At 61.7% G+C, this 22,769-nt stretch carries 17 protein-coding genes; 9 read left to right on the top strand and 8 right to left on the bottom strand.

Annotated features, from left to right (window positions below):
- Positions 1-364: 364 nt before the first annotated feature.
- The 3 genes from JT720_RS12255 to JT720_RS12245 all read right to left on the bottom strand — a co-directional run bounded on the left by JT720_RS12255 (position 365) and on the right by JT720_RS12245 (position 5,094).
- Complete coding sequence (locus tag JT720_RS12255) at positions 365-2,827, bottom strand: S8 family peptidase (protein ID WP_205481588.1); 2,463 nt, start codon at positions 2,825-2,827, stop codon at positions 365-367.
- A gap of 4 nt (positions 2,828-2,831) precedes the next feature.
- Positions 2,832-3,821 carry an AAA family ATPase gene (locus JT720_RS12250; protein WP_205481587.1) on the bottom strand — a complete coding sequence of 330 codons (990 nt, stop codon included), beginning with the start codon at positions 3,819-3,821 and terminating at the stop codon, positions 2,832-2,834.
- Positions 3,822-4,104: 283 nt separating this feature from the next.
- Positions 4,105-5,094, bottom strand: coding sequence for a hypothetical protein (locus JT720_RS12245; protein ID WP_205481586.1), 990 nt, complete (start codon positions 5,092-5,094; stop codon positions 4,105-4,107).
- Between the two features lie 248 nt (positions 5,095-5,342).
- Between JT720_RS12245 and JT720_RS12240 the strand changes: the two genes are divergently transcribed.
- The 4 genes from JT720_RS12240 to JT720_RS12225 all read left to right on the top strand — a co-directional run bounded on the left by JT720_RS12240 (position 5,343) and on the right by JT720_RS12225 (position 10,858).
- Positions 5,343-5,498: a hypothetical protein gene (locus JT720_RS12240; protein ID WP_205481585.1), complete on the top strand. Its 156-nt coding sequence runs from the start codon at positions 5,343-5,345 to the stop codon at positions 5,496-5,498.
- A gap of 210 nt (positions 5,499-5,708) precedes the next feature.
- Entirely contained in the window at positions 5,709-6,767 is a 1,059-nt protein-coding gene (locus JT720_RS12235) for a hypothetical protein (RefSeq protein WP_205481584.1), read from the top strand.
- A gap of 513 nt (positions 6,768-7,280) precedes the next feature.
- Positions 7,281-9,413 carry a TonB-dependent receptor gene (locus JT720_RS12230; RefSeq protein ID WP_205481583.1) on the top strand — a complete coding sequence of 711 codons (2,133 nt, stop codon included), beginning with the start codon at positions 7,281-7,283 and terminating at the stop codon, positions 9,411-9,413.
- Entirely contained in the window at positions 9,410-10,858 is a 1,449-nt protein-coding gene (locus JT720_RS12225) for a PepSY domain-containing protein (RefSeq protein ID WP_205481582.1), read from the top strand. Before JT720_RS12230 ends, JT720_RS12225 begins: the two co-directional genes overlap by 4 nt.
- 325 nt (positions 10,859-11,183) lie before the next feature.
- Here JT720_RS12225 and JT720_RS12220 read toward each other — a convergent pair whose 3' ends face one another.
- Positions 11,184-13,127 carry a hypothetical protein gene (locus JT720_RS12220; RefSeq protein WP_205481581.1) on the bottom strand — a complete coding sequence of 648 codons (1,944 nt, stop codon included), beginning with the start codon at positions 13,125-13,127 and terminating at the stop codon, positions 11,184-11,186.
- 841 nt (positions 13,128-13,968) lie between these two features.
- Here JT720_RS12220 and JT720_RS12215 point away from each other — a divergent pair.
- On the top strand, positions 13,969-14,145 hold the full coding sequence (locus tag JT720_RS12215) for a hypothetical protein (protein ID WP_205481580.1): 177 nt from the start codon (positions 13,969-13,971) through the stop codon (positions 14,143-14,145).
- Between the two features lie 538 nt (positions 14,146-14,683).
- Positions 14,684-16,669 carry a putative bifunctional diguanylate cyclase/phosphodiesterase gene (locus JT720_RS12210; protein WP_205481579.1) on the top strand — a complete coding sequence of 662 codons (1,986 nt, stop codon included), beginning with the start codon at positions 14,684-14,686 and terminating at the stop codon, positions 16,667-16,669.
- A 647-nt stretch (positions 16,670-17,316) separates the two neighbouring features.
- On the opposite strand, the gene JT720_RS12205 is transcribed toward JT720_RS12210, so the two are convergent.
- The 3 genes from JT720_RS12205 to JT720_RS12195 all read right to left on the bottom strand — a co-directional run bounded on the left by JT720_RS12205 (position 17,317) and on the right by JT720_RS12195 (position 19,094).
- A complete protein-coding gene (locus tag JT720_RS12205) occupies positions 17,317-17,634 on the bottom strand; it encodes an excalibur calcium-binding domain-containing protein (protein WP_237219958.1) in 318 nt (105 codons plus the stop codon).
- Between the two features lie 94 nt (positions 17,635-17,728).
- A complete protein-coding gene (locus tag JT720_RS12200; protein ID WP_272873208.1) occupies positions 17,729-18,310 on the bottom strand; it encodes an SOS response-associated peptidase in 582 nt (193 codons plus the stop codon).
- Between the two features lie 163 nt (positions 18,311-18,473).
- Complete coding sequence (locus JT720_RS12195; protein ID WP_205481576.1) at positions 18,474-19,094, bottom strand: hypothetical protein; 621 nt, start codon at positions 19,092-19,094, stop codon at positions 18,474-18,476.
- Positions 19,095-19,789: 695 nt separating this feature from the next.
- Here JT720_RS12195 and JT720_RS14275 point away from each other — a divergent pair.
- The 3 genes from JT720_RS14275 (at position 19,790) to JT720_RS12180 (ending at position 21,383) form a co-directional block, all read left to right on the top strand.
- Positions 19,790-20,155 (top strand): PilZ domain-containing protein, encoded by a 366-nt coding sequence (locus tag JT720_RS14275; RefSeq protein WP_205481575.1) that lies wholly within the window; start codon positions 19,790-19,792, stop codon positions 20,153-20,155.
- Positions 20,156-20,479: 324 nt separating this feature from the next.
- Positions 20,480-20,971, top strand: a complete 492-nt coding sequence (locus JT720_RS12185; RefSeq protein ID WP_205481574.1) for a helix-turn-helix domain-containing protein — start codon at positions 20,480-20,482, stop codon at positions 20,969-20,971.
- 1 nt (position 20,972) lies between these two features.
- Entirely contained in the window at positions 20,973-21,383 is a 411-nt protein-coding gene (locus JT720_RS12180) for a hypothetical protein (RefSeq protein ID WP_205481573.1), read from the top strand.
- Between the two features lie 40 nt (positions 21,384-21,423).
- On the opposite strand, the gene JT720_RS12175 is transcribed toward JT720_RS12180, so the two are convergent.
- The gene (locus JT720_RS12175; RefSeq protein WP_237219957.1) at positions 21,424-21,798 is read right to left on the bottom strand and encodes a PilZ domain-containing protein; all 375 of its coding nucleotides are present in this window, start codon (positions 21,796-21,798) and stop codon (positions 21,424-21,426) included.
- Positions 21,799-22,769 lie beyond the last annotated feature (971 nt).

The raw sequence follows: 22,769 nt of genomic DNA, 5'->3' as shown, positions 1-22,769 counted from the left end.
AACGCGTCAGAGCGTAGCCGCGTCCTCTGAACTCCAGAACGACCCAAGGGCAGCACAACCGGTTGCGACGTCGCTTTTCCAAGCGCAATGCTCGCAGCCGAATCGAGCCAGCTGGCCGCGAGCAGAACGGAGGTTCACAAGCGAGTGGCCTGTGTTTACGCATGGTTAGGATGATTCCTGCGTCTGGGAAGACCCACTTGCTGACGTTCGGGGCCGCGTCGCTTTAGCCCGTAAGCAGCCGATCGATCATTGAGTCCGCTTGCGGCTGTGAAAACCCACAGGTGGACCCTCGAGATCGCGCGCCTTCAGCTCGGCGAAGGGAATGCCCGCGGGAGCACCCATGCAGGGTTGCCGGCCGCGATGGTCAGCCCGCCGGGACTTCGACCGTCAATTGGTTGGCGATCGGAGTGTAGAGGTCGATCTCAGCCTCCGGCGCCCGGATCGACACCAGGAGGGAATACCGGGCGGAGCGCTCCCAGCGCTGCAATCCCGGCTTCTCCTTCCACCAGCCGCTAACCGGGAAGACGCCGATCGCGTCACGGCTCGCGAGCTCGGCGGCGCTGCCGCGCCAGATGTCGGAGTGAATGGAGCCACGGTCACGGATGGTGCCGAGCACCCAATTATCTGCGCCGGATGCGGCCCCAAGCTCGCCGCCTTCCTCGGCCTCGGCGGCACGGTTGATCCGCTGCCGGAATTGTGGGGTGGTCTCAAGCGAACGCTTCACGGCGAAGCGGAGCGCGTGCGAGGCGTAGCGATGACGCCGGGTCCAGCCGCGCTCGCCCGGATTTGGCTCGACGAAGTAGGACAAGGTGACCCGGAGTTCGACATCCAAGTCGCCGAGGGCGAGCAGCTCGTCGCGAGGCCAGGGCAGCCGGTGTAGGTGCATGTCGCGTGTCTTGATCGCCGATCCGTCCTTCCGGAACGGCAGCAGCGCGTCCTCGATCATCAAGGTGGCGTCGTTTGATGCGCTCAGCAGAGCGCGTTCCAGGTCGGGCACTCCCCAGCCGTAGCGCCGCAATAGAGCGGCGCGTTGTGCCTGCGAAGCGGCGGCGTTGAACCAAGCACGCATCGCCGGCGTCCACTCGGCCGAGTGCACCATCAGCCCACGGACCGTCTCCGCCCACAGCTCCGGCCGCTCGGCCATAATGCCGGCCGAAAAATTGGCGGCCAAAGCTGCGGCGGCGCTGGTATCGCCGAAGCTGTCGAACAGCCTTATGTTGGGCCGGTAGTGTGTGGTGACGAGCTGAAGATCGTCAATAGCCTCTGCCGGGTTCACGCCATCGTGCGCGAAGTTTCCGCCCTCAAAGACGACGTCGGGCCGAATCGGCCATTGACGGTCCCACACATTGGACGTCCGACTAGCTGGCGACAGGTCGCCCGCCGGCGCGAGAGCGTTCCAGCCGGCGAAATCGGCGTGGGTGATTGTCGTCTTGTCGGTGTAGGCTCCGACGACGAGCGCGTTCCAAGCCTGACACGGGTTCTCCGCCTCGGCTAGATCGTTGGCGTCGAGATATTCGTCCGCGACAATCGGGTCACGGATGTTCCCGGCCGCGAGCACCATCAGCCGGCGCTGATCGCCGCCGCCGTAGCAGAGCTTGTCTAGGGCTGCCGACCAGGAGGAGGGCCGACCGCGGCCGAGCCCGACATTGCTGGTGACCGCCATGCAGAACACTCGGCGCCGGCCAGGGGCCGCCGCTTCCGCCTTGCCGATGCCAGCCTCGGTGACCGCGCCGTAGAGCTCCGGATCGTTCTGCGTGTTGGGCGGTAGCACCTTCACCGTCTCCAACCGGTGCCTGAGCTCGATCACTTCTCCGGTCGCGAGCGCCGCTTCCAGGTCGCGGTAGAGAGCGACTCCCGCCATCATCGTACCATGGCCTGTCCAGAAAGCGCTGTCGCCCACGCCCCAGGCCTCGTCGTAAGCGTGCTGATCCTCTGGCGCGAGGCCCGGCGCAATTAGTGGATGCCCTTGAGTGCATCCGCTGTCGAGCACGCAGACGGCAGGCGCGAGAGCGCCTGGAGCCACGGCGCGGTCAACGAGGTCACCCGCCCAATCAGCCTGATCAACTGGTCGCATGTCGAGGAAGAAGCTCGGGCTGTCCTTGGGGGCGCGAAGCTCCGCGACCGCGTCGGTGTTCGCCATTAACCGTGCCATGGTCGCCGTGTCGGCAAGCGCAAGCACGACATCGCGCTCGGGGAAGCTCACGAGATGCGGCTTCACTGAGACCTCAAGACGGGCGGCGACGGCGCGGAAATTTGGCAGGCGCCGGTCGCGGAGCCAGACCTCCCACCAGACCCGAACGCCATTGATCGGGAAGAGTTCGTCCGCATCGGTGAAGAGCGAGCGCAGCGCGGAGAGCCGCACATCTTCGATTCGCGCGACCAGGTTCTGGTTCTTGGGCTTCCCTCCCGCCGTTTCCTCGTCCCGGTACTGCTCGACCTTGTTCGTGAAATACTCGGCCTGCCCCTCGGGCACAAAGACCGTGGCCCGCACCGTTTCGGCGTCTTCCGCAGGCGGGTGAACAGCGACCAGCTCGATTTTCTTGGGCCGGTTCTCCAGCGCATCCAGGGCGGCTTGGTGCTCAATCGGCACCTCGAAATCGAGGTAGAAGCCCGGCTCGCCTTCCGCGAGCTGCGGATCGCGCGCTTGGAGCTGCTGCCGCGCTACTGCGATCGCCTGCCCAAGCGCCTGCTCAAGCTTGGCGGCGTGCGCCGCCCGAGCTCGGACCGGCGGCAACCCGCTGCTGCCGCGACGAGGTGAGGTGTAGATTTCGCTTTCGCCGCCACCCTGCACCAGGAAGTGCGGCCGGTTCCGGGGTGCAATCGCCATGTGACTATCGGGACGCGGTCGCCGCTTGGCGCTCCTGAAGGGCTGCGGTCAACATGGCGGTTCCGATCTCGTTTGAACCGCCAAGCACCGCTCCTTTGGCGGCTTCGTCGGCCGCGCGGGCAATCTCAGCCTGGCTCAACCCGTTCATCGCCGCAGCAACGCCGTTCCAATCATCGACCCTCAGGCGAAACGTGGAAAGCCGGTTCTCAATGATCCCACGGGCGATCTCCGAAGTTGGCAGATCGTAGCTGATCACGTCATCAAAGCGGCGGAAAAGTGCTCGGTCGAGAAGCTCAGGGTGGTTTGTCGCCGCAATTATCAGACTCGGTCCGTCGTCGTTCTCTAGGAATTGCAAAAATGAGTTCAGAACGCGCCGGATCTCGCCGACATCGTTCTGCCCAGCGCGCTGGGCGCCGATAGCGTCGAACTCGTCGAAGAAATATACTCCGCGCTGGAGGCTGATGGCTTCGAAGATCAAGCGAAGACGGGTCGCGGTCTCGCCCATCAACTTCCCGATAAGTCCATCGTAAAGGACAGTGAACAGAGGCAGCTTCAGCTCGCCCGCGAGGGCGGCGGCACTCATCGTCTTGCCCGAGCCCGGCGGGCCGACCAGCAGAAGTTTTCGGCGGGGGCTTAGCCCACGCCTACGCAGAGCCTCCTGCTGCCGCTGTTCAGTAACGACACGATGTAGTTTGCTCTTCAGATCGTCCGGCAAGACCATGGCGTTTAGCCGGACATCGGAGTAGCGCGCCGCGAGAAGGCTCGACAACTCGCCCTTGGGTTGGGCGATCGGCACCGGTCCGGCCCCCCGTCGTGCGACAGTTGAGCTTCTCCCTTTTGCGGCGTCGATAAGCTCACGAAGCTCTTGGGCGAGCTTTCCGTGACCCTGCCGTGCCTCATGGGCCGCGATCTGCGTTGCCACTGTTAGGAAACGCTGATCGTCACCCGCGATGTGGCTTTGCAGTAGCGCAACGATGTGGCGCGACGTGGTCATAAGTCTCCCAAGCCGCTCCCGACGGCCAAGCCTCGCTTACAACACAAATGCGGCCAGGACAGCTTGTATCGTGGAAATTCACGAAGACTGTGACTCGCCCGCCGCTGTCCATTAGCCGCGATTACCCGATGGTTGCCCAGCAGGACCCGCTTCCGTCGACTGAATTGTCAACGCTGGTTCGTGACGTCGAGCTTCGACGCGGGCCCGCTCCACATAAAGGAACGTCGACTGCTCGCCGCTCTCCGCCGGAAACTGCCGTTCCGCTAACCACTGGTACCGACCGTCACTTCGGTGCGAACTCGATGTCGGTGATCGTCGCCGTGGCCTTCCCTTCGGCCCACTCCGAAGGCACGCTCTTTGCCTGGTAGAACTTGTCTGGTTCGTTCTGCCAGATGTAATTTGGTCGGAGAGGGGTGTTGTCCCCCATGAAGTTGTTCTCGGTTACGAGAACGGGATTATACTCCTCCTCGGCAATGGGCTTGCCCTCGGCATCCTGGAACACGACCCGCACGGTCACACCATTCAGCGTTCGGTTGCCAAGGTTCTTGATCTTGAAATCGACGCCCGGGATGCGGCCATCGAGCATGCTGTCGTAGTATTTGGCCTGTAGATCGTAGAGCCGCAGATTGGTTCGAATGTAAGCGGCTTCCTCGGCCGAAGGCCCCTCGGCCTCAGTTGTGGGAAGCGTGGTGCTACTCGTTAGCGCTGCAGTCTCTAACTTCGTGTCCGCCGCCGGTGAGCCGTGACCGAAGGAATTGAGCAGGCTTCCTCCGATCGTGACCACCGCAACTACCAGCGACACAGCAGCCACGGTTTTGGCCGGGCCGTCTGCGAACTCCATGTGGCCAAGTTCGCGGTCACGCCGCGCTTTGAGCCCGCCATAGATCAGAAGGCCAACGCCAAGTGACAGGACCAGCCAACCCCATTGAAGCTGCACTGCTCCTACAGCGGCTTTTGCAACTCCGGCAAACGGGTTGCCCTCGAGCTCGCTCATGCTGCTCTTCACCTGAGCCAGGTGGTACTGCAGCGAAGCGAAGTTCCAGGCGAGCACGGCGGCTGACGTCGCACCGGGCCAGAAGGCATCACCTTCTCGATCGTTCAGCGCCATCGCTCCAGCAAGCACTGCCAAAGCCAACAGGGCCAGTGCGAAGAGGTTCGACCCGTTGTTGAAGAGATTGACGTTACCTAGGAATGGCAGGGTCACGATCGGACAGAATAGGCCGACGATCGTAAGCGCGGCGCCTGCCAGCACCATGTTCTTATTGGTTGTCACGCAAGCCCCCTTGCTCGGCCGCCTAACAGCGCGACCCCGATCCGAGTGTTTCACGATAAAGTCGGCACCTGCAAGGTCTCTGCCAAGAAGCGCGCGTTTTGATGACGGCAGCACTAAAACGGTTGTCTCGCTGAGGCTGCTGAAGAAGCTCGCCCTGCGCTACTTCTTGCTGCGACTCCGGCAATCACTGCTCCGAGTGTCACTGCGTTGCGTTGCACGGGTAAGGGCGGTGGATACCGGGATATTGCTTGAGCGAAGTCTCGAAGACAGCCAACGTTTATACCTGTCCAGCGGAAAAGACCGTGACCGCACCTGCCCCATTCCGTGACGATGAGGTCAAGATCGACTTCGCAACGAAGCACCCGAATGTCCAGTTCTTCTGGATCATGATAGATCGACGCTGAAGCTGCATAACCTCATGGGCTTCGCTGGAACGGCCGCCGAGGAGAAGTTCACGGCGTCGTGTACGATAGCAGCGCGACCCACGAGCAAGTTCTAGCCCATCTCGTGATTGCGTGAGCTTTGTCGGTGGACACCTCGGGCAATCGGGGCGATGTTGGCAGGGGCGAGCCAACGTAGTCGTTTGGATGTTCGCGAATTGGATGAGTTTGGAGATGAGCGTCTTCTTCAAGGGTAAAGCAAGCTCCGCAGCTAGCCTGATGCTTGTAGCTTTCAGCATCGCTACCGGGTCCAGCGCAGAGGCTGCGACGTGGTGTGAGATCACGAGAGCGCTACCTTCAACCATGATTGGGTTCGCCGAGGTGGAAACCTCGATGAATAGCAGCGACTGCAAGCCGCAAGCGTTGACGAGCGCTCATCGCCGGACTTGGGACTGCAAGACCGAGGACGGGAAGCCAGCCACGGTGGGACTGCTGAGAGTCGAGGATGGCCCGCGCGCTGGCACGGTCGTCTGGTACGCGCTTCAGCCCGAATTGGAGAGCCTAGACAGCATCAGGCCTTGCCATCCGCAGCCCGCCTACATCTCGCCGGTCTCACGCTTCGATGCCGGGAGCATCGCCGTTCGTGACCGATTGTCAGTCAAACAACGGATTGGCTCTACTGACCTGTCGCTGCTGAGCTTTGGTCCCATTGGCATTGCTGTGGCCGGCACCGGATATCAGCGGCATGCCGAGCAGCTTGTTGAGGAAGCTGTTTTCGGCTTTTCACGCCCCTTCAGCCCTAGCACCTCCGTGGAAATCGCCGGGCGCAATCTTGTATCCAGTTCCGCAAAGGACATCGTTGACGCGCTCATAGCTCGCCAAGCTACTCTCAAGGCGACCAGCGACGAGTATCCGTTCTTGGAGTATCAGCTGAGCCCTCCAGTCGGACTTGAGGGCGTCAGCGAGATCAGCGTCAAGGCTGCCGGTCAGCTGGCTACCCAGGTGATCTACAACGTAGCCGATCTCGCGAGCTTTATGACATACGTCGAGCTCCTCGACGACAAATACGGCAAGTCCACTCTCGAGGCGGGAACTGGTCAGGACAAGAATTGCAAGTTCCGTCTTTGGGAGTCAGGCAAAGCCTACATCGTGTCCGAGTCATGCTCAGGGTCGAAGTTCCAGATCACGTTCTTCAATCAGGTGGCCACCGATCAGATCGCAGCTTATCTTGCGAAGATGGAAGAGGCTGAGAAGGACGGGAAGGGCAAGAAGATCGACTTAGACAATTTCTAGGGAGTGTTCGAACTGACACATCTACGCTGCTCGTAATCACTTGCCTCGTGCTTTCATTTCTCGCGCCTGCCGAGCTAGCCACTTCGCAAGATCATCACGTGGCTCCTTTGCAGTCGCACCGAGTTCGTCGTCGAAGACAGTTTCCGCTGCGCTCAGTGAATGGCCCAGTCCCTTGTAGAATCTGACCTTCAATCGGCCGTCCTGCCCGTGTTTCTAGGCCAACGTGGTCAGCGCTGAAGGATCGATCATTGCGCCGTTGCTGCCCTGCAATGCGGTATGGGCTGCTAATCGCTCTGCTCTAGCGAACGTCTGCTCCCTCCCGGTACGTACCCGAAAGCTGCCGTTCCGCTTTCCACCAGCAGCGGCAGTTGAGCACTGGCATGCTGGTGATGGAACGGACAGGACCCTTGCAGACCCAGCTTGAAAGAGCGCCCCCAAAGGGCCCACCCGGATTGACGCTGTCGGTAGAGTCCAATAGAGCGCTGCTATTGATAATCACTCGCAACTGGAATCATGCAGCGCTTTCTCCTTTGCTCGGTCGCGATCCTTTTCCCAATCTCCTCTCAGGCCCTTGCAGCAGAGGTGGACAGCTTACAGGGCAGCAGTTCCAGTCAGACTGAAGATCAGGTAATCACCGTCACGGCATCCCGCAGCGGCGAAGCCGTTGAGGAGCTTCCGGTCGCCGTGACCGTGCTCGACGAGGCTGCGATCCAGCGGCAGCTTCAGACTTCGAGCGATATCCTGCGTGCGCTTGATTTCACCGTTCCTGGACTGAACCTTTCCACAGGCGGGCGCTCGCAATGTCTGACGAGGGTTCGCGGCCGGGTGCCCGCCTTCCAGATCAATGGCGTGCCCGCGAACCAGGACCTGCGGCCCTCCAACTGCAACTCGGCCTTCCAGATCTCGCCGTTCGCGCTTGAGCGGGTCGAAGTGGTGCGCGGCGCCACGGCCCTGTTCGGCGCGGGCGCGCCGGGTGGCATCATCAACCTCATCACCCGTCGCGCCCGTGGCGAACAGCTCGAAGTCGATGCCGTCGTGCAGACCGGCTTCAACACGGAGAAGCTGTCCGGCACCTTTCAGACCGACCTCTACGCTGGGGTCGGCCGCCGTGCCGGCGCCTTCGATTTCTATGTCGGCGCCGGCTACCAGGACTATGCCGTCGGCCGCGATCCGAACGGCGATCGGGTGGTCGGCACGGCCTTCGACAGCTATTCGCTGAATGGCAGCGCGGGGCTCAGCCTCTCGCCGGACTTCCGCGTGCGGCTAACCGCCACGCATTACAACGAAAATCCCGGCACCGAGTATAACGTCAGCGGTGCCGACGTGGACGCCGGTGTCCCGCTGCCGCGCGTGATCCGCGTCACCGCCAATCCATTCCGTGCCGAGGGCCTCGACCGACTGACCACGGTGGCGCTGTCGCTCGAGGCCGACCGGCTGGTCGGCCACAAGCTTCAGGCGTCGGCCTATGGCCAATGGCAGCGCTTCCAGCAGCGTGCCAACTTCCAGGACGCGAACGGCGGCGAGCCCGACTTCTTCAGTGACGACCGCGAGAACAGCACGATCGGCACACGCCTGACCCTCGCCCGGCAGTTCGGCATCGGGCCCGGCCGGCTGGGCCTCGAATATGGCCTGGACTGGCGCCGCGACCGGCTAATCCGGCTGCTGCTGGACCCGGCGGACACAGGCGTGGTGACTGGCTTCATTGCGCCCGAGGTCTTTCTTTCGCAGACGGGCCTTTTCGCGCAGGCGAGCTACGACCTTGGCCGCTTTCGCCTCACCGGTGGAGCAAGGCAGGAATTCTACCGCGGACGGATCGGAGACAAGCTGGCGGATCGTGGCCTGTCGGGAACCGGCAACCCGGGCCGCTTCGCCAAAGCCGACCTTGCGCTCTACAATGCCGGTCTGGTCTACGATCTCAGCAGTGCCGCGCAGCTTTACCTTAGCTACAATGAAGGCGCGGAGCTGACGCAGCTCGGCCGTGCCTCCCGCCGCGCGACGGATCCATCTCTGATCAGCCCCGAACCGGCCAAGTCCCGCCAGGTCGAGATCGGTGCGCGGGGACGGTTGGGACCCGTGCGTCTGACCGCGGCCGCTTTCCGCTCCAAGTCCGACGCCGCCTCGCTGGTCCAGCCCGATCCGAGCTGCGCCGGCGAAAGCTTCTGCCCGCTGATCCCGCTACGGGTTCCGCAGAAGGTGTGGGGCGCGGAGGCAACCGCCGACTGGAAGGTCAGCGACCAGCTGGACCTCGGCGCGCTGTTCACCTGGCAACGGGGCGAGATTTTCGACGAGAACTTCAACCGCTACATCCCGTTCGGCACTGACATCGTCTCCCCGACCCGGCTTGCGATCCGGGCGGAGTGGCGGCCGATCGATCGCCTGAGCCTCGGCGCGCAAGCCAGCTATTCCGCTAAGGCCTCCTTCTTCTCCGCCGCGGAGCAGGAGTTCGGCCTCGTCAACACCCCGTCCCTGTTCCTCGTCGATGCGTCGGTCGGGTACCGGGTCGGACCGGGCGAAGTCACCGCTGCCATCAGCAACCTGTTCAATGAGCGCTACGAATACACCACTCTCGCGGCAGGCGGCTTCACCCCCTCGCTGGCGGAAGGGCGCCGACTTACTCTCGGCTACCGGCTGAAGCTCGGACGGTGACCTACCAGCCGGCCAGCGGGACCATGCGCGCGGCCAAGGCGCCGCGTCGTCCGCTCGCCTATCGGCTGCACAGCCTGTTCGGCCTGAAGCTCAGCCTGCTCTTGGCCTTCGTCTGCCTGACCGGAACCATTGCTGCCATCAGCCATGAGATCGAATGGCTGCTCTTTCCGGAGGTTCGGGCAACCGCCGCCGAGCAGCCGGTGAGCTGGGGCACGATGTGGGAGGCAGCGCGCCAGCATCGCCCGGAAGGTTGGCTGCGCTCGATTGGGCCGTACGACAGGTCCGATGTCGACTACTTCGCCAAGGACGCGATCATGCGCCTGCCCGACGGGCGCGAGGTCACCGTCTTGATCGACCCTGGTACAGGCGCGGTCACGGGTGAGCAGCTCGGCACTCCGTTCCACGCGTTTATGCGAGGCCTGCACTATTATCTTTTCACGCCGGGAGACTGGGGCTTCTATCTTGTCACCAGCCTCGGCTTCGTGCTGCTCGCCTCGCTGGTCACCGGGCTCATCGTCTACAAGAGGTTCTGGGGCGGGCTCTTCAAGCGGCCGCGCACCGAACGCGGATCACGCACCCTGCTCGGCGACTTGCACCGCCTATTCGCCCTGTGGGCACTGCCCTTCACCGCTCTGATCGCGCTCACCTCCATCTGGTATTTCGCCGAGCGCACCGGAGTGGCGTGGGAATTGGAGGTGCCGACGACCGCCTCCCCGCTCCGCCAGCAACCGAGCGGCGCAGAGGTCGACGACTGGGTACGCACCGCCGTTGCTGCCATGCCCGGCATCCACGTAACCGGCGTATCCATTCCCTGGTCGGACGGCGACCCGGTTGTGGTGCAGGGCGAGTGGCGGGCCTGGCTGGTGCGCGAGCGGACCAACGCCGCCTATCTCGATCCGGCCACCGGAAAGCTCATCGGCTTGAGGGTCGCCCACCGGATGGGCGCCGGAGAGCGGATCGTACACACCGCCGACCCGCTCCACTTCGGCAATTTCGCCGGACTCGCCGGCAAGCTCTTGTGGTTCGTCTTTGGCCTGATGCTTACGGCGCTCGCGATCAGTGGCGCCATGATCCATGGCAAGCGGCTGTGGGGAGCGGACGCTGGAAGTCTTGGTGGAGCATGGCGTCGCAGCCTAGGCTCGGCACTCATCCCCTCCCTCCTGCTTACTGTTGCAGTTCCCGGATGGTACTTCCTGAATGGCTGGCAGACGGCCGGCATGACGTTGATGGAGCCTGCTGGCACAATCGCCAGTGATGCTGGTTCAATCCCACTGCTCCGAAGCACAGAAGACAGCACCACCTGGTGCGCTAAGCCCGAGAGCAGATCGTCAGGTGCCGTATTCACGCTGTCGGACGGCGCGAAGGTAGACGCCGTATTCGATGCAGGGCTCTACTGCGTAGAAGTTCCACATGGCCGCTCGGTGGTGGCTTTGGTAATGACCTAAGCCGATTGCTCCGAACGGCGCATGGTCAGGCGCGCCGCCGTGAGCAGGCTGGGTGGCCAACCTGAATTAAGCCATAGACGGGGACCTCTGAGCCGCATCGAGCTCGAAGGCGGCTTCATGCTCCACCTGAACGAGCGTCCGCTTCAACCTGTTCGCCACCCGAAAGCGGCCGTTCTGCTTACACCAAGGGCAGAAGTGAAGCAGGGGTAGAGAGGGCCAGTATGAAGGTCGCGAGAAGCTCGCTCTGACGGGCCATCAAGGTGGGAAAGTGAGCAGGCCCTGATCCGCTCACCGGTGTGCTCCGGATCGTGATGGCGGCTCGTTTTTATGTTCGCTTCTTCATCAGCTGGACCGAACGCAGATCCCGGAGAGCACTAGTCGGCGCGTTTTCCGAGATCGCCGGGAGCTCGATTACAAACGGCTTATCGTTCGATGTTTGGAACGGGATTCGACGCCACGTCACGCGTTCGTTGAACCTCTCTAAGGGCGGCGGATCGCGGAGCAGAACGTCGACCTTAGCTTCGAACTCGGCCTGCGATCGATAGAGTGTGATTGTTTCATACGAAACGCCGACATGCCGCTCGAACCGAGCGCCGCCATGATAGCACCCCCAGCCAAGCAGAATCCTGAGGTAGTGAAGATCGACAACTGGCACGCCATAGCGTTCCAGGCCCATCCCGAAGCCGTGGTTCAACACTACGACTGGCATGACACGCAGCTTCGCGGCCAGAGACGCATCGACGGCCAGAGCCTCTGCCACCGCCCCACGGTTTGCGTCGGCCCAAGCACGCTTAGCTTCCGCTTGCGCGGTCGCCTTGTCGAGATTGGCCAGGTGGTTCCGCTTGTCCGTTGGTTCGCTCGGGGCCACGAAGCACTTCACCTCACCCACAAGCAGAACCTCTCCCACACGTACGAGCAGGTCGATTTCCTCAGACTCGCCCTTTCTCTTAAGTCCGTGCTCCGCAGCGGACACATCGGTCAGAAGTTCGTTGGCAGCCAAGACATCCGACAATACCCTACGGACATGCCGCTCGAACGGCTTCCCACGCCCCTTGAGACCACGGCTGTCCGAAATGCCACCGCGCTCCATCCAGGCCTCGATGCGCTTCACGGGAGAGGCGGACAAGAGGGGGGCGAGCACAATCTGGAGGTTGCCGGTCCCCGGTTCGGGAATCAACGGCTCCGCCCATACGCTCTTCGCGAAGATGCGACTGGTGTCGGCCGGATTGCAGGTGAACCAGTCGATCATGGATCCGGCGCGTTCCGCCGTCACGTGTAGACACTCGGCGATGATCCTGATGAGGTCCTCGCGCCCCACCTTAAGCGAGAACCGCTCCACATCGCCATCAGTCTCCCACCATGCGGGTCCAAGATCGTCCGCAGCGAGCCGGGCCATGTCCTTCAGGATCCACCAGGCGCGGCTCAGTTCGCGACAGGTGAGATCGCCTCCCGGGGATTTCGGCAACGTCTCGTCCATGAAGAGGCCTGTGTAGAGACGATCAAGTGCATCACGTTCGCTAACGTGGTTGCGCTGCTCGGGCTTGGCGCCGGTAGCGCGGCCGGTGACGAACACTCGGCGACCACTCGGGGGTCGAGATATCCGGATCACGGTTCGCTCAATCGCCGGAACTACGGGAGGCCGCCTTCCTCCCGCGACAATGTGTGCACCGGCATCGATGTTGAACTCTGCTGTGATATTTTGCAGATCGCGCTGTGCCCAGACGAGCCAACGCGCAGTGAGGTCGCGGTCCCACGGTTCGTCTACTAGGGTTTCGCCATCCTTCCGAAGCCTCGTGCCGAGCCAGAGGGCTTCTAGCCAAAGATGGCGAAGCGAATGTTCGATAGAGAAAATGCGGAAAGCAGCAGCAGCGAAGTCGATCACAGGTTCCGGCTCGTTTGACGGTGCGTCATCGGCGACCTGCCAGGCGTGGAACAGCCAATGCGGCAGGCTGTCGACCAGGTAGGTCACTAAGTCGTCCGGCGGCATTTCCTGTCCGCCCGCGCCTTCCACGACCAACTGCTGAGCGCGCTCCATGTCGAAGAGCCGACCGCCCTTCTGAGCCTTGAGCTCCTTGCGGACCTTCGCCTGTAGCGTGAGGTATTGCTGATTGGCGAACGCTACGAGAAGCCGGACAAGTCGGGGACGGTTGAAGCCGCGCACGGTGCGGGGGATAGCGGACACGCGAAGTGACGCTAGTTCGCGCCCGAAGTGCACGGCTGCGATGCCGAGCTGCAGGTCGCGCTCGGTTGGCTCGTCAATCGCGGACACAGCCGACCGCCATGCGCCCTCGTCGAAGGCTGCATTCGTCGGATGGGTAAGCGCCTTAGTCTTGAGTTGGCGCGTTAGATCACTGTCAGGTAGGTCATTCCATCGCATTTTCACTCGATAGGCGGTGGGCCGGAACGACGCCACTGCGCCGCGCCGTTGGCGGTCCGCCAGGAAATGAACTGCTGGAAAGGCTGCGCTCTACACCCATCGAGCGGCACCATGGCCCGTGGCCACACTTAGAAAGACCGCGAGTGGAGCTTGCGGTCTCCGGCGGAAGCTGAAGGATGTCTGCTTACGACACGTGAGCGCCCAAGAGCGGCCGTTCCGCTTCCCGCCATGCGCAGACGTTCGACTTGCCGCCTCTACCTACACACGGCGCTTGGGACCTTACACCGAACCTTGGTCCGGATAGCCAACAAACCCTGGTCGACGAGCGATGTTGCCAACAAAATTGGTGCTTTTCTGCGTTTGGCACGCTTCGTGGATAACTTGGGGAGAACTGCACGGTGCAGTTTTCACAAGGGGATCTCAGACCATGTTTCGCGCCTCACTAAGCCCAACCATTGTCTCGTTCTGCGCCGCGCTCGTAATGAGCAGTGTAACCGTCGGTGCCGCCGTCGGATCGGCGCACGCCGCACCGACCCAGCTGTCGAGTGTCGCCCGTGCTTAAGCCCACCGGCGCCGCTCGCGCGGACACGAAAGTAGAAGGCTCAGCTCCATCGTTGCCGAGCGCGACGAGGGTGACAGGACGCCTCTGCGCAGTCTTTGGGCTGACAACCTTTACGACGTTCGCAACGCTGGAGACCATCCATCAGCTGTTCTTCACGCATTCGGTGTTCGCATGATTGGAGATCCCGGCCGCCCGGCCCGCAAGGTGGGGCAGACTAACGGTCGATCCGAACGCCTGACCCTGTCAGCATTGGCAAACCGGCTGGCCGATCGGCCATGGGCGCTGGCCGTAGCCAGCTTCGCGGTGACAGTTATCCTGATCCAACCGGCTTACATCGGCCTAGCTTGATCCGGCAGGCGGCAAGGTCTTGGGTGTGCATGAGAACTTCTGAACCGATGCACTCCGCACTAAATACGGCGGCTATTCACCTCTCCTCATCCAAGAGCGGCCGTTCCGCTTTCCACCAGTTCCGCAACTTCTAGAATCGCCCTCCATTCGACTCAGTTGCGGCATCGAAGAGGGGCGAGACCCAAACGTTGCGTCTGGATGCCAATTGAGGCTTTCGCTCCTACTAGCGTGCGGCTTTGGTAAACGCCGCTGAGATGTCCAGCTTCGACTCGTCACCGACGAGTGGAATGCCAGTGGTCAGTCCAAACTGGCTGCGCATGTTGCGATTGGCCCAACCGCGACATAGCCTTGTTCGCCGGCCGGCCGGTTCGGTGCGGTACGCGCTCGTCTGAAGCGCTGAAGCTGTAGCAGGAACATAGCTCTTTGAAATTTTAGACGCGCCTGAGCGGGACAGTGGGGCCAGCAGCAAGTCAGACGCTTAAAAGTGCTCCTTGGGGGTAACTGGCGTTTAAGGTAAACCCGCTAGGTGGTTGCGTCGATGCAGTGGAAGTTCTTGCGAGCGTTCGTCCAGGCTGACGAAATCCAGACGGCCGAGGGGCGTGCTCTCGTGGAACAGCGCTACGCGGCTCTCCGGCGCCAGGTTCCCATCATTTACCTGCTCGCCATAGTGACGTCAGCCAGCTTGCAGGTGACCACTGGGCACGGCTGGACCGCCGAGTTGAACATCCCCACGGTGCTCTTTGCCTGCGCTGTGATTCGAAGCATCCAATGGCTGCGCCCGAGTGGACAAGTTTCGCACGCGGCCATGCGACGCCATATGCGCCAGACTACCTGGATCGCCGCTGTTCTCTGCCTCGCGGTGTGCGTCTGGTGCTTCCACCTGCTTAGGACTGCGCCCGACAACACGCACATGTCCATTGTTCTCTTCGGAGGGCTGACCGCCGTTGGTGTTTCTTACGGCCTAAGCGCGATGCCGTGGGCCGCACGTATACCGCTGCTGGTACTGGCCTTCCCGCTGGTAGCGGTTTCGCTCGTCTCTTCGAACCCCTTGTTCGTCGGGGCGTCACTCAGTCTGGCTGTCGTCGCATTGCTCGTTCTGCGACTGCTATCCATACACAATGCTCAATTTACGGACCTGGTTCGTTCGCGATCGATTATCAGTCGTGAGCGCCTGCTGGCGGAGCGTGCTCGGCAACAAGCTCTGGTCGCAGCAACAACCGACAGCCTGACGGGTCTTCCAAACCGTCGGGCGTTCGTCGCGGCCTTGGAGGCTGCGGCTGGTTCGGGCGATGGACAGGCCTTTGCTGTTGCGCTTCTCGACCTTGATCGTTTCAAGGTGCTCAACGACACCTTGGGTCACTGTTTTGGCGACGAGGTTCTTAAAACTGTCGCGAGCCGGCTGGTCCAAGCCTCGAGCAGGGATGTTCTATTCGCTCGACTTGGAGGTGATGAGTTCGGAATGCTGTTACCGGGCGTGAGCAACCAGGTAGAGGCAGTGGAGCTCGCCGGCGACATTCTAGCGAAGGTGAATCGACCGGCTTCGATCGATGGTCGCCAGGTCATGGTTCGTGCGAGTTGCGGCTTGGCGATGGCCCGTAGTGGATCGGAGAGAACGCCATCCCGTGCCATGGCCGATGCGGATATGGCACTTTACGATGCCAAGATGCGGCCCTCAGCGGCGCTTGCGGTGTTCGAACCGCACATGGAAGCGCCGCGGAAACGTCGGGCACAGATTGAGCAGGCACTCCAATTGCCACGCATCAACGAGGATGTCCGCGTAGTCTTTCAGCCCATCATCGATTTGAGTAGCGGCCAGATCCTCGCGAAGGAAGCGCTGGCAAGGTGGCATGACGACGAACTTGGCGAGGTGCCGCCATCGGAGTTCGTCCCGATCGCCGAGCAGGTGAACGTCATCGGCGACATCAGCGATCATCTGATGGCGAGAGCATTCGAGGAAGCTGCTCGGTGGCCGGTCGCAATCAGGCTTTCTTTCAACCTGAGCGGCCTCCAACTCTGCACCTCTGGACTAGCTGAAACCATACTGGCGGCGCTTGCGAGAGCCAATCTTTCGCCGGAGCGGCTCCAAGTGGAAGTGACCGAGACTGCGCTGCTCCTCGACTTCAATAACGCGAGATTAATCCTGCAGAAGCTCCGCCAAGCCGGAGTAATGATCGTCCTTGACGATTTTGGCGCCGGATATGCTTCGATTGGCTACCTTCGGGAAATCGAGTTTGATCAGATCAAGCTCGATGGCGCTCTGATCGCCGCTGCCAGTGATAGCGCTGACGGCGAGCGCCTTCTGCGGGCGGTACTGGATCTTTGCCGGGCTCTTGGCGTGACGACAGTCGCTGAGAATATTGAAAACGAGGCTCAGCGTCTCCTGCTGCTGCGCCTCGGGTGCCAATTCGGCCAAGGGTTCTGGCTTCAGCCTCCGCAACCCGGCGACGTCGCGCATGAACAGGAACGCTTAGAGATCTCAAGGCCCTCGGTTCGTCCATTCGTGAGTAGTCGATCGGCAGCATAGGATGTCTACGCGAGGAACACTGCTCCGGTGCGCTATGCATTCCAGAGAGTTAAGTGGAGCTAGGTCGCGGAACGCCGCCTCAGCGCAGGTGCGAGGTTCGCGACGACTTAAGGTGGCCTGAGCGTCTGTAAACGGCACCTAGCCGACGCTGCCTCCTCCTGCACGATCGTCAGCTATCCTCGTCTGCCCACCCGGAAGCAGCCGTTCCGCTTCTCGCCAGGAGCAGAGTGTCAGTTAGCAACGGTGCTGTCCCCAGTAGCGCTGCCAACGAACGACGCTGCCGCGCCGGAGGAGATTGCAGGCGAGGTCTCCAGTCGCAGAGGAGGTGCACCAGGCTGCCGTCCGGCTACCGCCCGCCGGACCGTCGGAGCGGCACTGCAGCGGGGGACCGACGACCTTGACGTGTCCTGTCGGCAACGTGCCCCTTGCGCCTCCCAGCACCTCGACGAGCACATCACGCGCGGCGATCCCGCCCACGCCTGGGCAGGGCTGGTTGCGCCGGCATGTGCCATCAATCTCCCTTGCAGCAACACCAGCTAGCCGGATGCGCGGACCTTCAGCGCACCATATTGGGCCATCTCCGTCCCACACTGCGATCGGAGTGCAGGTGAAGGACTGACCTGCGGCGACGACGGCAAGCATCAAGATCATTCGCAGGCTACTCCGTCGCCATCGCGATCAAGCTTGCGGGAGTAGCCGGGGTCGCCAGCGCGCACTGGAGCCGCGCCAGCTGCGCGGGCTGCCGAGCAGTTGGCGTAGTAGGTTCCTCCACCGCCTAGCGCGGAGTACGCCGGCTTCCGCGACGATTGCTCGGAAGTCGCCGCCGACGACCTGCCGCCATGGGAGTGGTAGTCACCAGTCTTCCGATTATTATGGCAGCCTTGTGCGTTGAGATCTCCCGGGTGCGCGACCGCAGCCTCAGCTATCGGGAGGAGAATGGCGAGGCTGAGCAACCAGATACGCATACAAACCCCCATGTTGCGTCATCCCGGCACGCTTCCTGAACATTCGTCGAAGTCATGCACGATGTCACGCCTAAGTGACCAACGACGGTCTGACTCAGCGCACGCTCATGAGCTGCGACGGGAATGGCTGCGCGAGGGAACAAGCGCTCTCAACCTCGCCGTTCAACCAACTCTCGTAATCCTCGGGATTGAGGATCACTGGCATGGCCTTTCGGTGGATCGCACTCACCATCGGGTTCGGCTCGCAGGTGAGAAACGCGAACGCCTTGCCGTCCTCCGTTGGGCGCCACACGCCGGCGAAGGCGAAGAGGCTGCTGGCGGGCAGGTTGAACCAGCGCTCGACCTTGGAACCGGGCTCACCTTCCCACTCGCAGAATTCGGTCACTGGAACCAGGCAACGCCGGTCCGGGCGGTTGAGCGCTGCACGCCAGAATGGGCTGCCAAGGTTGCGGACGTTTGTCACTGGCGCTCGTGCCCTCGGCGGAGGTGGAAAGCCCCAGCGCATGATGTCGAGGGTGCGTACCCCATCATCGTCGCGAACAACGTAGGCGCTCCGCTTGGGGAAGAGTTCAGGCGGCGGAAGCGGACCAGGCTCCGGCATGATGAGCGCCGGATCGATGCCGAAGTGACTGGCCACCTCGGCCTGTTTGGCGCTCATGCGGTATCGATTGCACATGCGCTCAGCTTATCAATCAACTCGCCACTTGAAACGGGCTCCTGGGGAGCGCTTGGCACAAGCTGCTCAACCCAGGTCCCTGGCCCCCGAGCGGGTTGCGCCGTCCATGGCGCCCGAAATCCTACACCGGAAGAGAAATCATCTAACCTGTGCCATATCAGAGCTATTCCGAAGGCCGCTCGAACCGGGGATCGCCTGGTCCGGCTTTCCACCCCGGCGGTGCTGGGGAGTTCCATGGCCAAGTCGGCGTCCGCTCAAGCAGTACGGCCGGAGCAATCCACCCTTGTTGTTCAAGTCGATTGCGTAGCGAGTGGAATGGGTCTGCCAGACCCTCGCTCACCGTCCGAGTAGCGTCCGCTGCGCAGTCCCAATATCGGCGGACCGCCTCGCGATCGCGCAGGTAGCGGTGCACCACAAGCAGCGCGAGCCGCACCTCCAGCGTCGCAACCGATCGGCCAGGTGAACGCGCTACGGCTTGCTCCAGGATCTTCAGAGCCGTCCCGAGGAGCTGAGCGTCGAGCTTTCCTACCCGCCTCGACATGTTCGCCCCTCTTCGGGCATAGGGCACTGGCAGAGCACACAGGTCGCGAGACCCGCAGCCGAAGCGCCGGCAGGTGAGATGCCGCGTGATCTCCGACCAGACTTGGCTGCCGCCGATCTCGAACAGATGGGAAGCCAAGTCCTCGCGAGTCCAGTCCTCCTCAAACCGGCACCGGCGGCAGGTGATTCGCACGTCGGCTTCGATCTTGCGCAGGTCGGAAAGGTGCTTCGGCTGGCCCACCATGACGCGTCATATGCGCGAGAACGAAGCAAGAACGCTAGTCACAACCGGCCGAATCGCGCGCTCACTTCGTGCCGTCGTTTGTGGCGGTTCGGGTCTGGTCCGAAATCCGAATGCCGCATTGGAAATCGGATGCTCGCTCAGCTAAGTTGCTAAGGCACGGGATAGACCCATTCCGGTCCTTACCTCAACGCCCTGGCAAACGGGACCAGGTACAAGACTGAAGACGTTTCAGCCCCACTGAGGCGTTCCGAATGAAGGAAGGCCCGTCAGCTCCACTCTGACGGGTCTTCTTACCCACAGCAGCGATACGATCAAAGATCATGGCAACCATGCAGATCTTCAGACGGTTAAAACGCATGGTCACAAAGGCCCAGAGCCATGAAGATCAAGCCGCGGAGTGTCGCCGGCTAGCAGAGACAGCGCGAGACGCGGCCGTCCAGCACCTTCTGCTCGAACTAGCCGACGCCCTGGAGAAGCCAGCATAGCACTGGCGTCTCTCAAGCACCGGCATGCCAAACGAGAGATCGGCGACATCTAACTGACGTTTATGGACGTTTGATGCCCCTCTTTGGCCAACTCGAGCCCTTGGCGCTTGCCGTAAGTGTGGTCGTGCGCATTAACTAAACGCAGAAGGTAAAGCATTAAGCTCACTAGCCTTAACGTCGATCTGGGGTGGGTCTTCGAGGAGGCCTTGTATGCTTGATTTTGGCAGGTGCGGAGGCGGTGGCCGCCGCAAAGCGCGCAGGATCGGAGCGCCGTTGCTGGGCCATTATACGACGGTGCTCAAACGGCGGAGCATCGTGCTCGTGGATTTGTCCTGTACGGGCGCGAGAATCCGCGGCAACGATCTGCCCGCCCTCGACGAGGAGCTTGTCGTCCATGCGGAGGGCCTGAGCGCATTCGGCGCAGTAGCATGGTCAGACGCTGATGAATGTGGCATCCGATTCGACCTTCCCCTAGACGCAACGGAGGTCGAGAAGGTCCGCGAGAAAGCGCCACGCGGGATGTCCCCACAAGCACGTGCAGCCTTCGACGACTGGAACCTAGGCGTAGCCCGCTAAGCGTTCCGCTCCTACTCAACGTTCGGGGCTCGAGTAGCAAAGAGCTGCCGAAATCAAGTCCGACGTAGACTCGTCAGCTTCTTTTGCTTCGCTCGATAAGCAGGCACGCGCGCTCGAGACACCGTTGCGATTGAAGGTGATGCAAGCGAGCAGCGTTCCTCGCGTCGGGCACAATTGCCGCCATTCTGGTGCAATCTCTCCAGCTCTCAGGATTGAACTTAGCCCCTGCAGAGGCTTAAACGCGCTCGTCGGCGTGCCGAACACCTGACGTTTCATCTGAAAACCGATCGCCACGTGTGCTCTCGTGCTGGCGAAGGAAGAAGCGTGTCCAGACATTTCAAGGCTGCTCGTCCCGACGAGCCTGATCGCTTGAGGCAGTTGGTCACTGAACAGATCGAGCATCTGCGATGGGAGCTGGATCAGCTCAAGAAGGAGCTGGCGCGGGTTGATGCGTCCGTGCCGGGGGCACGGCAACCCGACCTAAGCTGCGAGATGCAGAAGACTGTTGATGACATCCTTGCTTTTCGGCGGGAGCGTAGGAAGGTCTTCGGCGCTGAGCTGTTCGGAGAACCGGCTTGGGATCTCCTGCTGTCCCTGTACCAGGCTGAGCTGCAGCAATGCCGGGTCTCAAAGACGAAGATCTGTAACTTCAGCGGCGTGCCTGGGACGACCACTCTGCGTTGGCTCTGCGCACTTCAGGAGAAGGGATGGGTTGAGGTCACCAACGACCATCTGGATGGGCGGCGTTCGTGGGTAGCGCTCACCAAGCGGGCAAGCGCCGCCATGCGCCTCCTGCTCGAGCGATGGGGCCGCTGACATGCACTTTAGCGAAGTCAATGGATACCCGCTTCAGGTCATCGATCGCCACGATCTCCTGCGCTTGTTCGGCAGGTATGCTTCGCATGATCAAAGACCCATCGTTCGTATCCTCTACCTCGATGATACAGGTGGTGTGCTCCAGCTCGAGGAGGTCGAACCCCCAATCTTCATGCAGGGTCACGAGCTTGGGGAAGGCATCGCCTGCAAGGCGTTCGACATTGGAGCGGAATCGGTTCTTCTTTTTCGAACGGATCAGTCCTCGACTGCTCCACAAGTGCACGATTGGGTTTTGGCTGATGCTGTTGCGAAGTATGCGCCAGAGGCAGCCATCACCTTCATGGATTACTGCCTCATCAGTCCGCTAGAAGCTTACAGTCTGACTAGCCGAAAGCTCCTTGAGAACCGCTAACCAGGTCCGGAGGTGCCTTGGAGAACGAAACGGGGCGCCACTATCGCATCAGGCCGATCTGCCAATCTCGATAGATGAGCTTCTCTTCCTTCGTAAGGCCCGGCGGGGTAGGCGTGTAGGCGAGTTCCTGGACCTGGTATAATTCCAACCCGCTCAGGGGTTCATCGAACTCGATGCCGAACTTCTCATCGTCACGCCAGACGACCCGGCCGACCCGTTCGATCCCTGCTATCCTGAGCAGCACGTCCTTCCCATCCGGCGGCATCGAGCTGATGAGCAACTGGGCACCAGCCTTGGAGACGTCGAGGAGCGTAGCCGTCTTCGAGCTGGCGATACCGAGCACTGTTGAGGGCAAATGTACGGCTTTCCGAACCGCTGCCCGCCGGCCGCCTCCGGACTTTCTTCCAAACGCCATATGTAACTCCCGCGAGCGCTTTGTGACACTTGCTGGTCGAAGAACTCCTGTTCGCCTCGCTTACAAGCGGTCGCGCATCGTGATCAGCAGATCCCTCAACAGCGAATTGGACCCCTGTAACTCACGCCGGGAGGTCTCCACTTTCCAAGCAACAGCGAGAGAGCTGGCGACGATCATGAAGATGCCGATCAGGGCAAGGCACTGAAACGTAGTCACGAACACGGAACTACCCCAACTACCTTAGCGGCTTCTTAAGTTTCGGTCCGTTCCCGCCCCTTAAGCTACGAAGCGGCGAATGTCGGCTCAAGCCTTTGCTGGGTGAGCGGCGCATGCGTCTCTTCATCGATGGCCAGCGCTCTCACCGCGGTTGCGCTTGCGGGCGGGGACGGGGTCTGCTTCGTACCACCGCGGATGAACGGGCCTAGTGTTCGATATGCGTGCCCTGCACGGGTTGAAAGACCACTTTGGAGCCAAAACTAGCGGACGAGTAGCGGATTAAATCTAGTCCATCTGCATGCTTGGTCTTGTTATAGGTCTAGTAGCGGTGACAGCTCCCTTAGATCCGCCCTCCACTGCTCGCCATGCTCCTGTCGCATCTCGCATCACCGTGCGGATCAGACGCGGTGTGGCGGTGAGCAAACAGACCTGGGAACGCAGCAGTCGCAAGATCGAGAAATTGATCACCGATGAGCAGGGCCGAAAGATTCGTCTTCGTCTCGTCGAATTTGAATGATGCAAGGTATGCCGGGCATGATCGAGTTGCGGCGCGAGAACCGCAGCTCGCGCATAGGGCGCGTAGAACGCCGGCACGCTGAAATCAGTTACCACGCTGCAGGCCAGCGTCACCTGTCTGGTCGCGCCCTCGGATAGCTCGCTAGAAAGCGTCGCGATCTCGGCTGGGCAGGCTAGCGAACTGCCGACAGCCGCCGTAAGGTAAGACGAGTACGGAAGAAAGATTATCGCGTGTTTGA

It is taken from the genome of Sphingomonas arenae (assembly GCF_016924655.1).
Taxonomy (GTDB): Bacteria; Pseudomonadota; Alphaproteobacteria; order Sphingomonadales; family Sphingomonadaceae; genus Sphingomicrobium; species Sphingomicrobium arenae.
The sequence above is the reverse complement of the archived record's forward strand: the minus strand, read 5'-3'. Positions and strand labels throughout refer to the sequence as shown.